This is a genomic window from Candidatus Bathyarchaeota archaeon (assembly GCA_026014725.1).
Classification (GTDB): domain Archaea; phylum Thermoproteota; class Bathyarchaeia; order Bathyarchaeales; family Bathycorpusculaceae; genus Bathycorpusculum.
In genome coordinates, this window is sequence record JAOZHV010000031.1 from 1 (window position 1) to 15,211 (window position 15,211).

General features: G+C 44.6%; 11 protein-coding genes. 6 read left to right on the forward strand and 5 right to left on the reverse strand.

Translation table 11 applies throughout. From position 1 onward, the window contains the following. The first annotated feature begins 106 nt into the window (after positions 1-106). The gene (locus tag NWE95_06905) at positions 107-1,618 is read left to right on the forward strand and encodes a terminase family protein (protein MCW4003622.1); all 1,512 of its coding nucleotides are present in this window, start codon (positions 107-109) and stop codon (positions 1,616-1,618) included. Next, the gene (locus NWE95_06910) at positions 1,615-3,069 is read left to right on the forward strand and encodes a hypothetical protein (protein MCW4003623.1); all 1,455 of its coding nucleotides are present in this window, start codon (positions 1,615-1,617) and stop codon (positions 3,067-3,069) included. Before NWE95_06905 ends, NWE95_06910 begins: the two co-directional genes overlap by 4 nt. A gap of 5 nt (positions 3,070-3,074) precedes the next feature. Here the strand turns inward: NWE95_06910 and NWE95_06915 are convergent, their stop codons facing one another. The 5 genes from NWE95_06915 to NWE95_06935 all read right to left on the reverse strand — a co-directional run bounded on the left by NWE95_06915 (position 3,075) and on the right by NWE95_06935 (position 12,800). Further along, positions 3,075-3,308: a hypothetical protein gene (locus tag NWE95_06915; GenBank protein ID MCW4003624.1), complete on the reverse strand. Its 234-nt coding sequence runs from the start codon at positions 3,306-3,308 to the stop codon at positions 3,075-3,077. Between the two features lie 103 nt (positions 3,309-3,411). Then, a complete protein-coding gene (locus NWE95_06920; GenBank protein MCW4003625.1) occupies positions 3,412-3,600 on the reverse strand; it encodes a hypothetical protein in 189 nt (62 codons plus the stop codon). Positions 3,601-3,643: 43 nt separating this feature from the next. Then, positions 3,644-6,814: a helicase-related protein gene (locus tag NWE95_06925; protein MCW4003626.1), complete on the reverse strand. Its 3,171-nt coding sequence runs from the start codon at positions 6,812-6,814 to the stop codon at positions 3,644-3,646. Continuing rightward, the gene (locus NWE95_06930) at positions 6,815-10,987 is read right to left on the reverse strand and encodes a hypothetical protein (protein MCW4003627.1); all 4,173 of its coding nucleotides are present in this window, start codon (positions 10,985-10,987) and stop codon (positions 6,815-6,817) included. A 64-nt stretch (positions 10,988-11,051) separates the two neighbouring features. Beyond that, positions 11,052-12,800, reverse strand: coding sequence for an AIPR family protein (locus NWE95_06935; protein ID MCW4003628.1), 1,749 nt, complete (start codon positions 12,798-12,800; stop codon positions 11,052-11,054). 417 nt (positions 12,801-13,217) lie between these two features. On the opposite strand from NWE95_06935, the gene NWE95_06940 reads away from it, so the two are divergent. The 4 genes from NWE95_06940 to NWE95_06955 all read left to right on the forward strand — a co-directional run. After that, complete coding sequence (locus NWE95_06940; protein ID MCW4003629.1) at positions 13,218-13,361, forward strand: hypothetical protein; 144 nt, start codon at positions 13,218-13,220, stop codon at positions 13,359-13,361. Further along, the gene (locus NWE95_06945; protein MCW4003630.1) at positions 13,348-13,614 is read left to right on the forward strand and encodes a hypothetical protein; all 267 of its coding nucleotides are present in this window, start codon (positions 13,348-13,350) and stop codon (positions 13,612-13,614) included. The genes NWE95_06940 and NWE95_06945 overlap by 14 nt, the downstream gene beginning before the upstream one ends. Positions 13,615-13,643: 29 nt before the next feature. After that, positions 13,644-14,030, forward strand: a complete 387-nt coding sequence (locus NWE95_06950) for a hypothetical protein (GenBank protein MCW4003631.1) — start codon at positions 13,644-13,646, stop codon at positions 14,028-14,030. Continuing rightward, positions 14,027-15,211: site-specific integrase (locus NWE95_06955; protein MCW4003632.1), on the forward strand; the 1,185-nt coding region annotated here is incomplete at its 3' end. The genes NWE95_06950 and NWE95_06955, both read left to right, overlap by 4 nt.

Below are 15,211 nucleotides of genomic sequence, written 5' to 3' on the forward strand. Positions count from 1 at the left end.
AGGTTGCAGGTTGTGGCTACGTTGGCTAAGACCTACAAGGACGCTTTCGCCGAGTACCTCGATTACCGCGGAATTGAGGAGCGGTTAGATGCACTGGAGGCTAAGTATGAGGGGTTGGAGAAGAAGAGCAAGAACGCTGCGGCTGGAGCAAGCGAAAGCCAAAGTTGACCGCATCGAGGCGATTGTGGGCGCTCATGAGGTTGCAGAGAGAAGGCAGGTGGAAGCTTTGCAGCATAGCTTTAAGGAGTTTTGTGAGCGGGTTTTTGGTTTTACGCCTTACGCTTATCAGTTGGATTTGGAGGCAAAGTTTGAGCAGTACCAGTTTAACGCGGTGCGGTGGCCGCGGCAGACGGGCAAGAGCTTCATAGTCTCGGGCTTAGTCCTCAAGTACGCCATTGAGCATCCCAACAGTTACATCGCGATTGTTGGGCCTAGCTGGCGGCAGACTAAGCTGAATATTCGGCGTATCGGCGGGTTCGCGCGGAAGTATCTTGGGTGTGAGCGGGGCATCCAAAAGACCCGTGTTAGCCTGCCAAACGGCAGCGTGATTGAGGCGTTTCCGAATAATCCTGACACGATTCGCGGGCCGTCGTTTCATGTCATATGGTGGGAGGAATGCAACTTCACTGCCAACGACGAAGACCTGTATGATGCGATACTGTTTACGCTGGGCACAACCAACGGCAGACTCATCGCCACATCTACGCCGTGGAACACAGACAGCCTCTTCTGGAAGATGTGCAACCACAAAGACTACAGCGACTTCGGCAGAACACACATCACGTGGCAGCAGGCGCTGGAACCCAACGGACCACTAAAACCCGCCATCATCGAGAAGATTAAGCGCCAGTTCGGCGACGACCCAGCAAGATGGCGTCGTGAAATGGAGGCAGAGTGGGCGGAAGACGAGGATGTGTGGCTGCCTCAGAGCCTGATTGTCTCCTGCGTGGGGACGGTGAAGAACTGCGGTTTTGACCTTCAAGAGTTCAACCCCGAGGCCGAATGCGAAGGCGAGTTTTATGCTGGATTGGACTTGGCGCAGACAAGGGATTACTGTGTGCTCTCAGTGGTTGAGCGCTTAAACGATAAGCTGTTTTTGCGGCATTTGAAGATTTTTCAGCAGCCCACGCTCTACGCTCAGGTTTTAGGCTACTTGAAGGCTCTGCAGGATAGGTGGGGCGGCTTCCAGAAAATCCGAGTGGACTTCACACGGGAAGGCCCAAGCATAATTGCGGACATAGAGAACTCTGGTATTGAGAACGCTGAGGGCGTCAACTTTAGTGTGCCGCGGAAAAGTGAGATGGCTTCGCTTCTGAAGCAGCGCATGATGAACAAGCAGTTCTACTATCCACTGCTCAATTGGGAGCGACCATACCGAGGCGACATCTGCACTGAGCTAAACGTGGAGCGTTATGAGCTGCGGAAGGACGGCACTATAGGCTTCAGCCATCCCAACGGTATCCATGATGACGTATTTTGGAGCGTGGCTTTGGCAGTTTTTGCCACAGTCCAGATGGAGCCTGAACCCTTCTTGGCTGTGATTCCACGTCGGGCTAATAGGCTGCAAGCTATCCGCAAACAATTGTCAAAGCACAAGGTTATGGGGAGTACAAGATGAGACATAGAAGAGAGCATTTTAGGATATGTCAGTTTCGGCGAACCTATGACAGAGAACAGGGCAAGTTCAGTTTTAACATAAGCTATGAAACGCACACTGAGTTGACGGATAGGAGTCTTGCGGTTGCTGAAGCGTTCGGTCTAGGCGTTGATGAGGACCAGAAGTTCAAGGTTCTCGATATGGAATTGAAGATTGGCCCAAGAGACATAGTTTACGTGACTGGTGACAGCGGTTCAGGCAAAAGCGTGTTACTACGAGCAATCAGGAAGGATTTAGGAGATGAAGCAATCGACCTTTCTGAGGTTCGGATCAAAGCGGATAAGCCGTTAATCGAGACTGTCGGCGCTACGGTTGAGGAAGGTCTGGAATTGCTTAGCAGAGTCGGACTCAATGATGCTTTTCTTTTCCTACGTACATACAGCCAACTCAGCGACGGACAAAAGTACAGATATCGCATTGCGAAGCTAATGGAGAGCGGGAAACAGTGGTGGCTCATGGACGAGTTTGCAGCCACGCTTGACCGCGACACCGCAAAGATAGTGGCGTTCAACCTTCAAAAACTCGCACGCCGGTCGGGCAAGGCAGTTATCGCTGCTACCACGCATGGAGACTTGTTTGAAGACCTGAACCCCAGCGTTCATGTACACAAGCGCTTCGGCGAAGAGATCACTGTACACTATTACGAGAATAAGCCTGCTGAAGAATGCAGCCTCACTAGAGAGATGGTGGTTGAGCAGGGTCAGCTTTCGGATTGGCGCCGTCTAAGCGGATTCCACTACCGAAGCCACAACGCTGGCGCGAGCAGGAAGGTTTACTGTTTGAAGCGTGGCGTTGAACTTTGCGGAGTTATCGTTTACACTTATCCGCCGCCCGGTTGCAGTGGTAGGCATCTTGTTTTGCCAAGCAAGCTTTCGATGGAAAAGCTGAATTCTGGGCTGAGCACGATTAGTCGTGTGGTGATTCACCCGAAGTATCGCAGTATAGGCTTGGGCGCGAAACTTATTCGGGAAACTCTGCTCTTGGTGGGCACGCCTTGCGTGGAGATGATAGCAGTTATGGCGAAGTATAATCCGTTTGCTGAGAAAGCAGGTATGAAGAAGGTTCTGGAGCAAAAGCCATCTGAAGAAGCATTGCGAGTTGCAAAAATCCTTGCTGGTTTAGGTTTTGACCTGAAGCTTCTTGGTAGCCAAAACCACGTTTTAAGGAGACTGGAAAGTCTCAGTCCAGAGCAGTTCTCCGCCTTAAAAGAGGCTTTCATTAAGAATGACCATCCACGCTTCAGAAGAGCATTCGCGGCTAATCGATGCAAGCCTTACGGCACCTCAGCAGCTTACACCGCGTGCATCAGAAATTGCGATTTGGAGGAGTTGTCAAAGCTTATCAGGATTGCTGGGATGCTTCTTCAGAAAAAGGTTTACCTGTTTTGGAGAAAGCCTCAGGAGTGTTCTTGAAAATGCTATTCGTCGTTCATGAGCAAGCCTTTCTTTTCTCTCCATAGCTCCCGTAAAACGATGAGTTTTGCTTCATGGAGGTATCCGCCTTCTCGCAGTTCACATTTCTCTGGCCTATTGTAAAGGTCCAGTGTTCTGGCTTGTTCTTGCATGAAAAGTTCTTCGGCTTTTTCCCAGATCATTGCTCGCACCGTAGGCCAGAATTTGCCTTTATTCCTTTGAGGCTTTGATTTGGTCATCTTGCTTACCTTAGAGAGAAGTTGACCTATGGACGTACAAAAAGGTTAGATTTCCCTTGAAATACGTGGCAAAACGGGGAGGAGATGAGTTGGGGTTTTTCTGTTAGGCTTTTATGTAGCCCTTTCCCTTTGCGAGTTTGAGTGTGAAGACGTATTTTCCGTTCTTTGTGTATTCTCTAAATTGGGTGCTGCAATTTTTGCATGTGAAGGCTTTGACTTGGAATTGCCCGTATTTCCATGTTTTGTTTGGTTTATCTGCTTCTTTCTTGCAGTTGGGGCATTGTGTTGGCATGGTTTGCTTGTTTGTTCTGTTTTGTTTTTAACTTTAGTGGTTGTCAAGCTTCCAGTGTGATGTCTTTGAAATCTTCTCTGCTTAGGAACATGTATGCGACCACTTCGAGGTCTTCTGGTTGGATGGCTCTTGGTTTTCTTTTTTCGCGCATGTCAATTCGGTATTTTTGGAAAAGTTGCTCTAATGATGTAAGTAGAACATCAACGTTTTGCGTTCGGCGATATTCGTCTAAAAATTCTGAGAAGTCGTCTTCCCATGCTACGAGGTTTTCTTTGTTGAGTATTTCGTAGATTGGTAGGGCTTTTTCTTTGGAGACTTTTCCTGTGTTGTAAGCATTTAGTATTTCTTGGGTCAGTTCTCTTTGGTTTTTGGGTTTGATTTTTTGGGCGAGTCGTGCATCGAGCGGTGCGTTTACGGCGGTTAAGATTTCTTGTCTAGCTTTCGCGTCGATTAGGGCAAATTGTCTGAAGCCTTCGTAGCCTTTTATTGGCAGAATCAGTGGTTCTTCCTCGTCGCTTTCTATTTTGCGGAATAGCCAGGTGATATCATTGTAGTGGTCGAATCTTCCCGTTTTGAAGTCGTAGTAAGTTATGTGCATGCCTTCAGGGTTGCTCTTTTCTCGATAGAATATGACGACGCCGTTCAGGTCTGCGCGTTTTCCGCTTCTTCTACCTAAGGGGATTGCTTCGAGGTTTTTTGCGCCCACTTTTTTGAGGTATGCAAGGATGAATTGGAAGGGAGTTTCTGTTGGAAGTAGTTCCATGCTTCTTTCAAGGTCGTCCAGTAGTTTTGAGTCCTCTTTTGCAATACGTGCGGTGGCGTTGAAGTTTTTGGGATTTTCTTTTTCGCCGAGGATTGTAGTTTCTATGCCTATTGTGTCTGCGACTTTTTGGATTTTTGTTTCTAGCTTTTCAAGGAGTTTGAGGAGGTCTTCAAGCTCTTGTTCTGGGATGAATACGGCTGATGTTGCTGTATCGAATCTGCTTCCAAGCCTATCAACTCTGCCTGCTCTCTGAACTATCTTCATTGGGTTCCATGGCAAGTCGTAGTTGATTACGTAGTTGGCGTCTTGGAGGTTTTGTCCTTCGCTGAGTATGTCGGTGCTTACTAGAACGTCGACTTCTCTTTGTGGTGGGCTTTCAGCTTTGTTGGCGATGGGTGCAAAGTCCTTGAGAATGCGGCTTCTGGTGTCTTCTTTGGTCTCGCCTGTTAGGAGTTCTACTCGTTTGTCAGCTAACGCAGTTTTCAGGTCATCGCGGATGTACCGGGCTGTATCTACGAATTGCGTGAAGATGACGACTTTTTTGCCGTCTTTTTCGAACACTTGGTCTTTTACGAGTTGTTCTTTGAGGGCGATTAGTTTTCTGTCTGCGTATGGTTTTATGCGGTTTAGGCTTTGTTTAAGGGGTTCAAGGAGTTTGCAGTCTTCTTGTACGTCTTTTTTCATTTGACGTTTGTTGTAGTCTGCGGTTAAAGGTACTAAGGGCACTTTTTGGAGGGCTTCAAAGAATTTTTCGTCGTTTTCTTCGCCTTCTTGTTCGCTTATTTCCATGAGGAGTTTGTGGAAGGATTTGCTGTCTAGTATTTGGTTTTGGTCTAAAGCCTTTTCGAAATATTTGTAGAATGTCTCTAGTCGTTGTATGCTTTGTCTTATGGCTTCGACGCTGCTTTCAAATCTTTTTAGCAAGCCTATTTTTTGCAAGGTGGCGCGGTGTTCGACTTCGAACTTTTCTTTTTCTTCCACTGATATGCGGTATGAATCTACTCGGTAAGGAACTAAGCTGAGTTGGTCGATTGTGTCGAGGACCTGTTTGTATATTGCTCCTCCGAATAGGGCGCATAAGCTGTATTCTACTTTCCTGAGGATTCTTTCTGGGAATCTGACAGGTTGTCCGTTTAGGAGAGCTTCTGAGTAGTTTTCTTTTATGAATTGTCTTGTTCTGCGGATCATGAGCTCGTCTAAGAGTCGGATTATGTCTTCTATTCCCTGTGCGAGTTGTTTTCTGTCTGCTGCGACGAAGTATCTTCTTAGGTCCGTTATTCCGAGGTCTGCGAAGTGTGTGTCGTCGCCTGCTGTTATTAGTGAGAGTTGGTGGTAGAGGTCCATCAGGGAGTTATGGATGGGCGTTGCAGTGAGGAGTATAACTTGTTTTTTCTTGCCTGATGAGAGTAGCTTCATTAGGTTCATATGGCGATTGGTCGAGAAGTTTCGGTAGTTGTGGCTTTCATCGATTAAGACCACATCCACGTTTAGGTGGTCTTCGGGGTGGAAGGATTCTGTACCTGTGCTCTCAAGCGTGACGTCTTTGGTCTTAATACTCTCTTCCCAGAGTTTAGGCGCCCAAACTGTATGAATAACCTGGGACGGAGCGATCAACATTGCTTTTTTTCTTTTTACGGATACTAGCTCCCTTAGGAGTTCTAGTCCTATGTGCGTTTTTCCAAGACCCGTCGAGTCGGCTATGAGGACGCCGTTGTATTTTTGTATGATTCTCATGGCGGTGTGGACGGCGTCTTCTTGAAAACTTGTCAGCTCAACGACTCTGCCTCTTTCTCTTTCAAGTTCTTCTAAGCGTGGTTTGTAGTACTCATAAAGGAATTTCATGTACATTTTGTAAGGCTCAAGAGGTAATCCGAATTTTGAGCTTTCAAGTAGTTCTATTAGCTCTGTTTTGGCGTCTTGGCCTTCTTGCCATCTTCTTTCGAACCATTCTTGAACCTTTTCTTGAGCTGACGGCTGATAGAGAATCGCGTTTAACTCGATGTTGTGTTCTAATCCTGCGCCGGTAAAGTTGCTTGAGCCCACTGCTGTGGCTTCGTCGAAAATGTAGCATTTCGCATGGTTAAAGCGTCTTGGATTCTTTCGTACCTGAACGGTGTCTTGTTTCAGGAAGTTGATCAGATCATCAATAAGCTGAGCAGTTTGTTCTGTTATTGCTAGATTTGAGAGCTCTTCATTCAGCGTTGTGTCTTTGCCGATGCAGTTGGCCGTTTCAGGGGTTTCGTTTATTTGGGCTTCTCTCCCAAAGAGCAGGCGCATGTTAAAGCCCGGTTGTTTTGAGACCGCCCAGAGTTCATTTTTTATTTTGGCGAAGCCTGACACGTTAAAGAAGCCAGAGGCAACATCAAACTTTCTAGTCGTCGGCAAAGATTCCCTTATGAAATTCGCCATCGTATAATTTTCTGACTCGTTATCCACGATTTCTTTCTTCATTTAGTTCTTCACTCCACTTTCCTCAGCAGTAAGTTGATCAAAGTATGGTAACACACGCTTCCTAACTTCACCATTAAACTTACGAATAAGCGCATCATTCCAAACAATTTCCTTCAAGTTAACCAACTCTTTATCCTCCTCAAACCCCTCAAAAGATTCAAGAATAACCTCAAGTTGCTCACGATTCAAACCGTAATGTTTTGCTACAAGGGCGTTAAGCTTGACAGTTAATTCAACACGTTCCTTCATAGTTAGAGGACCCAATTCAACGCCTAAAAAGGAAGCAAACTCTTTAAACCGCGCATCTTGTGAAGTTAATCTTGCGGATATTTTCTTTATTTGGTTAGCTATTTCTCCCTCGGTTAGTGAGGGTATAGGTGTCTGATATACGTAAAAAAAGTTAAGATGCATTGTGATTCTGGTACGAATCAAAAAATCAAAAACAAAGCTATTAAACAAGCCAGAGAGATAAGCAATTATCTCATGATAGTCTGTCTCATTTACGTTATTCCCCTTCTTTTGTGGAAGTACTATCACTGCAGTATTTGGGCTACATGATTTTGGAGGAAGTAGGCAGGAAATCATACTACGAACATTAGTACTGCTAGCTACATCTCGGAAAGCAAGCCTGACGGTGTTATGAATTCGGTCATTTATTCCTTGATATTCCCTGTGTTTCGAGATTATTTTCAATGCTTCTTTAGGATCAACTGTAAACTCTATCTTTTCGTAATCTAAAAGGAATTGATGGAAATTTTTACCCTCGATAAGAGGCCATCCTTTTCCATCTTTTCTAAAAATTCTACTATGCGCTGTTCTGTGAAGCTCCGTAACAAATGCTACTTTCCAACCTTTCTTTTCGTCACTTAAGAGCGGATGATTTTGGTATAACCAAGAAAATACGTCGAGTTGTTGCTTGTTTCTCACTTCTGGAATTGAGAGGCTTTCAGGGGCTGAAACTCTAATCAAGTTAACTGGAATATCGACGAATTTCTGTTTCTCTGTTTTTCCTTCAAGTGCTTCGACTTCATGGAGGTAGAAGGCTGCCGGAAAACTTTTTGCTGGCTGTGCTTTGTCGGCGACAAGGAGTACAAACTTGTAGCTTCGGTGAACATCGGGGAAGATGCCGTTTTTATTTTCGAATTCGTATAATAGTCTTATTCTACCTTTAAATAATGCTTCTCTTAGTTGTTTGCCGCCTTCGTCGGTAACTATGCCTGATGGTATTACTATTGAGAAGCTACCATTTTCGCTTGCAAGTTTTAGTGCTCTTTCTAGGAATAGCTTCCAGAGGTTAGTGTCGCCGCTTCCTCTGAGCACATATTCTTTTGATTGCTTGAAAAAGTTGACTTTATCTTCTATCTTTTTTCGATAATCCTCATAGGCTTGGGCTATCTTTGCATCTTTGAGGATTATCTTCATTATTTTCTGCTTTTCAGGCTTGCTCTTTATGCGCCTAAACTTAGGATAATAAACAGAGAAGAAATCATCATCTTCAGGCTTGACCGCATCCCAAGGCGGATTCATGACTATTAAGTCAAAACCCTTTTCCTCATTAGTAAAAGCGTCAGGAAATTCTAGTTCCCAATGGAAAAATCGATATTTCTCAGCCAAGCGCTGCGTTTGCTCAATTAGCGGCCAGAGCTTCGATTTCTCTTTTCCATTTCTTAGTGCATTTTCGACGCTGTCTAAAGACCGAGGAAGTTTTGAACCCAGTTGTGAATCAATAACGTTGATGCAATACATATCGAGCAAAATGCGTTTAGGTTTTGTATTTTCCCTGAACGTTTCATAAGCATCTTGGCTCTGAGTCACCTGCTCAACAGTAAGATCCGCGGGCAAAACAACATTATCAATCAGGTCAGACCCAGCTTTTGAAACGTCACCCATCCATCTTTCCAAGGTTTTGTCAAGAACTCTCGAAGCGACATTCTCAGTCCACAGCCCAATCAAGCTATCTCCAACACGAATATGATGATCTAAGAATGTAAGGGGCGTTCCAATGGTGAATGAATCCAACCACAAGGAAACCTTCGCCAACTCAACCGCCAACGGGTTTATATCCACACCGTAAACACACCGTTTCATCACCATACGCTTCAAAATCACAGTATCAGTCAACAAATCCTCATCAAGCCTGATCCCCTTTCTGCGCTGGGTCTCAATTATGCTGTTCCTGAATTCTTCAATCTCATCCATCAAGGGCGCATTAGGATACTCGCGGAGCAAGTCAATTATCCAACGCGTGATTTCGTTGACAACAGCAACAAGAAAATGCCCACTGCCCATGGCAGGGTCAACAACTTTTATTCCCAGCAAATCCTCAGTGCACTTCTTCTCCAACTCTAAATCTCGAGGTCTAGATTCAGGTGGAAGACGCAGCAGATCAGCCTTAAACTGTTCCTCTCGGGCTTTAAAGTGAGGCTCAAGTCCCTTCTTAACCAGAAAAGTCACAATCTCATCAGGCGTATAATAGCTGCCGGTTCCCTTCCTCGCCAAACCCTTTGCGGAAAGATACAAATCACCTTTTTCAATAAACCCAAGCGGTTTCTGCTTCAAATCCTCAGCAAACTTCGCATCGAGAATCTCATCCTTATAAATCACCAAAGGCTGCTTAGCTTGCCTCACAGAATACTCCAACAAAGCCTCATACAAAGAACCAAGATGCCTAACACCCAAGTTTTGATAATCAATCCCCCGACCTTCAAACTCCATTAAATCACGCAAAGCAGGAACAATAAAACAGTTCCTGACGACAAGCCCATCAAGTCTCTTATCCGCAGCAAACAAGTCGCCATCATACTGCGGCAAGTTAGCTTCAGCATCACCCAAACTTATCATTTCAAACAACGTCTTCAGAATCTCCCAAACTGAGCTCTCATCAGGCTTCTTCTCAAAAGCAGTAAGCTTCGAAGGCAAATTCTCCAAAGAATACTCCTTATACTTTGCATTATCAACCGGCAAAAGCTTCCGAGACTCAGCATAAAGAACAAACAACAACCTATACAGAAGTTTCAGTGCTAAAGCCTTAGCAGCATCCAATTCCTCTTGCGAATAAACCTTTGAAGAAGAATGATCCAAAACCGCCTTCACGAGATTAAGGAACAACTCGCCATCAAACACTTTCCGCCTAAGATCAGCCTCAACACCCTGCGCATGCTTGATACCCTCGTCGTAAACCAAATCAACATCAGAAACACCATCACGAACAGAAAAAGCCGCAGCTGAAAACAAAGAAACAAAATAAGCTAACCGCGGATCATCCTCAGAAACAACGTTATCCAAATCAACCTCAAAATAATTGGTACTAGCAGAAGAAACATGAGCAGAATACAGCCTCCAAAGACGCCCATTCGTCAGAATTACCCAACTAGCCTTCTTCAAAGCAGCAACAGCTTGGTAGCTCGGCGCCGCCTTATCTCCAGTTTTGACATCCAAAGACTCGACAGGTGCAACAACACAACAAACATCAACTAATCGTCCGTGTGACCTCAGTTTATACTCAACATAACCCAACGGCGAAATCGGCGAAACAATCTCAACACCATAATCCAAAGCCTCCAAAACCCGAACAACCGCATCAGCCGAAGCAGGGAACTCACCTTCCAGCCTTCCAAGCAAACCGCCAATTTCTCTCGCAGGCGCCCGACCACGCTTTGAAAGACACTCCGATAATCGCTCTTTAAGAAAATAACTCGAAAACAACCCACGATTAACGAAGTGTCGTTCAGCTCCAACCCTGAGCAAATCAACCACACTGGAAAGAGAAGAATGAGCAGTCAACACATCAGAGGTAAAATTGAACTTACGAATTACTCCGACAACCCGTTCAAAATCCTCCTCTTTCCTCAAAGGAAACAGCAAAGGCGCATTATCATCCTTTTTAGAACGACGCAAAACCAAAATAACTTGACCACTGGTAACCGCCAATAATCCAAAATTCTCTCTGCTTATCCCAGAAGCTAAAGACCTGACTTGCGAGAGATTCGCGTCAGGCGCCAGAACATAGTAAAATTCCCAAGGTAAGTCAAAAGTAAACGCTTTCCAACTGGCGAGAGCAGGCTTTGAAGAAAAAGCAAAAGAAATCGTCCGCTTAGTCCTTTCATCGAGCCCAAAAGCTTGAAGAACCCGCTTACCACCTGAATCTACTGCACCAGTTTTCATGCCCACCATACACTCGACAACCGATAACGCAGAAATAGAATGAGCGTTTTTGCAGTATAAGTTTTGTTGAATGCTAATACACGATTTCCATTGTCTCAAGACTTTCAATGAATTTTTTCAGATTACGTTCAACTTTGGTTTTGTACGGGTTTGCATTCGAATGCCAAAATTGTTGAAACTTGACATGAAGTTTGGTCAGTTGAAAAAAAGCAGAAACATCTTTTGCCTTTTCTCCTTTCCCCCTATTCTTGCGATAGAATTTTAAAGCTGCTCTGAAGACATCATCCGTTGCCTTATGAAGATGCCCTAGAATGTCGGATTTTTCTTCACAACACTGGCGAAAGCGTTTTTCGAAGTCTCCTGTTTCAAGTTCTTTGCCAAAAAGACTCCAAAGGAAATTAAGAACAACCCATTTTGCGTATGCACGTTCAGGGTATCCCCAGGCGGCGTTTTGAACTGCTTTCATTAGCCAATATTTTGACAAATAGAACGACACAGTATGAGAGCCAAAAATTGATTTGTAGTATGGGTCTTCGAAAAGACCCTCTTTTCCTTTCCGAACCACCGCAGGGTCAAATAAACAGGCTCCTACTGCTTGTGCTAATTCCCTTTTGTCTATTTGATAAAAGGTTTGGTTCTCGAAAAGTGTCTTGGCTTCAGATTTTTTCATGCGTTTTCTTATATATTGGTAACCACGTTTCCTGAATTCTTTTTCAAGAAAAACCTGAATGTAGTCATTGGACACCAAATCCGAGGGAGCAATATAATTTTGCCAATTTGTAGCTCTAACGATAGAATTGACTAAATCATCATATTGTTCATCATCTCCAGGTACTCTAGGTATCTTGATCACTTTGACAAGAACGTTTGTGGCCCTTGCATCAGAATTATGTAATGTTCTCGTCGTCTGCTGGCCATTAATTACCTGTCCCCGTTCAACTAAGAGTATGTCTTCTCCTCCTTTTGTCTCCCGCTTCGCGTCGTTACAGACCATTGTTACGCCATTGTTGTAGTACCAAAAATTGTGAGGCTCTTTCTCAACAGTTTCTTTCATTGATTTATTTATTTCAGTGTCACCAAGATAACCGCGAATATTTCTTGCAAAGAGTCGTGGTCCTTCTTGGGCAAACATCCTACCAACTTCATCACCTGCCATAGTGAAGACCCATGATTCCGTTTTGCGTTCAGGGTCGAATCGGTGAATTACTCCTTCATGTTGAATAGTTCCCTCCGTAGTTATCCGTAACGCAAGTGTGTGTGTTGCAGGTGCATAAATCAAATAATCTTTGAACAAAACCATTACCTGCTCGTAATCGAAAACGACACAAGAAACAGTTCCTTCAGCTTCACGGGCTCGCTGCTCTGCCTCATTGATTATGGTTTTACTTACTCTTCCTGTGGTTATGTAAAAAAGCTTCAGTGAATAATTATCATTCTTCACCCTTTGGACCAATTCTTCAAATTTTTGTTTCACCAACGGATCAAGTTTAGAATAGAAAGTATCAAGTGCAGCTCTGTCTTCCCATGGCAGTAATCCTAAATCAGCTAATGCCAATACATCATTCCTTTTCTCATTGTATTTTTCTGATGACCGAAATTTGCCTTGAATAATGTTGGCTTGCTTTGCTTTATCGTCGATAAAAACCGCATCAATACTCTTATCGCCTGTTTCTCCGGTTAAAGCTTTCTTGGCTGCCTCCTCCGAGTCAGTAAGATAAGCTTGCAAAAACCAACAAACAAAGGCGGAGTCATCTCTGAGTTTATGGTTTCTTCTTCTAATATCTGATAGCTCGCCTGCAAGTTCTTTGATAGTTAAGCCCATGGTCACATCCTCTTTTAAGAGATCAATCTATTTTCAGCCCTTTAGCCTTAAAACAGTTTCCAAAATTTGATACTCAGGCAATAAACTATCATATCCTTGATCGAGATTTCCGAAAAGCAGAGCTTTCAAATATTGTCTTCGTTAACTACTTTCCATTGTACTTTGTTGTCCAAGTCTAGGAAGAATATGTCTTTTGGGTTTTTCATGTATGGAAGGGCTTCGTCGAGGGCTTCGAGGAAACCGGATAAGTTGAACGTTAGGCTTCGGATCTTTCTCGTATCGAGGTCGTTGCATTCAAAAATCCAATTGTTGTCTCCGCGGCATAGCAGGTCGCAGCGCCTTCATCAACCACCTCCTCAAAATCGGCCTAAGAACGTACATCGCAAACGAGAAACAAACAAAAAGGAGAGAAAGCACATGCCCGAATCCGATTTCAACAGAACCCAACGAAGATTGATCAGAACCATAGCCAAGGAAGCGGCCTACGAGGTCCTCTTCGAACACTTGGAAGAGTACGAACATAAATCCAAGAAGGCGAAGGAGGAGCATGGTAAACGGTAAGATATGTCCCTTGGCTGCTGCGCACCCCCAGCAGGAAAACAGCGACTGCCTCGGCGAAGCTTGTGCCTGTTACGTCAAAATGCACAAACCCAGACTGATGCAAGCAGACAACTGTAAGCTCACTGACCCTGAGTATTTCTATCGCTATGTTGGATGTGGGTTAGTAGCGCATATTCCCTGGGAACTCGTGAAACGCAAAGAGAAACAAGAGAAACTCTTAGAGCAACAAGAGCAAAACGGCTTCATTCGATAAAGAGTTGGTTTTCTTAGCAGGTGGAGGGAATGGCTGAGTCTACACAAAAACGAGAACTGATTTCTGTCCGCTATCTTGACCATGTCCTATACCACCGAGCATCAGCTTTAACAATGAAGCCTCAAGTTCGAGAGGCAGTAGGTTGGCTACTGTACAATTGTGATCAGTATGTTACTATTGCTTGGGATCACGATGCCGAACCTCCAACATTTCGCGGTGGAGACCCAAAAGCATCCGGGCTAGTTATTCTGAAAACCGATATTATAGAGCTAAAAAGGCTCGGAGTCTACTCGCAACCATTACAAGAAATTTCAAACTGCCATTTAAATTCAGCACAGTCTATAGTCAAGGACGAGTATGCGCTCCAACCAAAAGAGCGAAAAACTCAAAAAAGAAAAAGGAAAGAAGGCAAATGATCACTAGAGGCTCTTCCCAAGCTCTACAGCAGCCAATCATTAGAACACGGCAATTGACAGTTGAAGAACTAAAAACCCTTAACATACCAATGATTATTCAAGGCGACACAATCACAATCAGCCATAGCTTAAGAGGCTGGCCACTTCAGCAACCAGTCACCTTAAGCCTCACTAAAGTCTTGGCTGTAAAAGAAAAAGGCTTAATCAACTACATCATAAGCGCATTGCTAAGCGAGAGACCCAGCCTAATCCCATACGTCTTCGACAATCAAAGTCTCATAAAAATGGCAAGACACTTCCTACGCCACCTGTCAGGCTCTCTAAACAGCTGTTACAGCTATACATCAACCGTCCAAAGATACTCAACATGGCTCGGATACAGTCCCGACCTAATAATCCAAGATGTCAAGCCTGTCGGCAACATTCCCGACCCTCAAAGAGTTCAAAATCATCAAGGCTACCTCGACGAGTATGTAGCACAGCTTCAAGACGAAGGCTTATCACCAAGCAGAGTCCACTGCTGCGCGAAACATATTAGAACATTCTACAGAGCAAACAACATCAAAATAGAATTATCCGCACCATTAAGCCGAAGAGTAACCTACAAGGATCGAGCGCCCAAACCCGAAGAACTAGCAAAACTCCTCGACATCGCCCCTCTACGAGAAAAAGCCATAATCTCCATGCTTGCCCTCGGCGCATTCAGAGAAGAAACACTCGCAAAACTCCTATATCGACACGTCCAAGAAGACATAGAAAACAACATCACCCCAATCCATGTGCACATCGAAGCAGAAATCACCAAAGGCAAATACCATGACTATGACACCTTCCTAGGCGCAGAAGCAGCACTATACCTCAAGCTGTACCTAGAGCAAAGAAGGAAGGGCACCACGAAACTGGAGCCAGAAACCCTCAACGACAACTCACCGCTAATCAGAGACGCAAACAAAAATGAAGTAAAAGGCATAGGAACCAAACAGATCGGAAAACTCGTCCACTACCTCTACGTCAAAGCAGGACTCGTAAAGCAGCCCAAAGGCAGAATGTACGACTTAAGAGTCCACAGCCTACGCAAATACTTCAAAACACAACTCTTAGCCTTAGGCGTCCAACCCGACTACGTTGACTACATGATGGGACACACCATCGACACCTACCACGACATTCAAAGCATAGGA

Coding starts and splice junctions, on each gene's coding strand:
- NWE95_06905 (MCW4003622.1), top strand. CDS start 107: ATGAGGGGTTGGAGAAGAAGAGCAAGAACGCTGCGGCTGGAGCAAGCG.
- NWE95_06910 (MCW4003623.1), top strand. CDS start 1,615: ATGAGACATAGAAGAGAGCATTTTAGGATATGTCAGTTTCGGCGAACC.
- NWE95_06915 (MCW4003624.1), bottom strand. CDS start 3,308: ATGACCAAATCAAAGCCTCAAAGGAATAAAGGCAAATTCTGGCCTACG.
- NWE95_06920 (MCW4003625.1), bottom strand. CDS start 3,600: ATGCCAACACAATGCCCCAACTGCAAGAAAGAAGCAGATAAACCAAAC.
- NWE95_06925 (MCW4003626.1), bottom strand. CDS start 6,814: ATGAAGAAAGAAATCGTGGATAACGAGTCAGAAAATTATACGATGGCG.
- NWE95_06930 (MCW4003627.1), bottom strand. CDS start 10,987: ATGGTGGGCATGAAAACTGGTGCAGTAGATTCAGGTGGTAAGCGGGTT.
- NWE95_06935 (MCW4003628.1), bottom strand. CDS start 12,800: ATGGGCTTAACTATCAAAGAACTTGCAGGCGAGCTATCAGATATTAGA.
- NWE95_06940 (MCW4003629.1), top strand. CDS start 13,218: ATGCCCGAATCCGATTTCAACAGAACCCAACGAAGATTGATCAGAACC.
- NWE95_06945 (MCW4003630.1), top strand. CDS start 13,348: ATGGTAAACGGTAAGATATGTCCCTTGGCTGCTGCGCACCCCCAGCAG.
- NWE95_06950 (MCW4003631.1), top strand. CDS start 13,644: ATGGCTGAGTCTACACAAAAACGAGAACTGATTTCTGTCCGCTATCTT.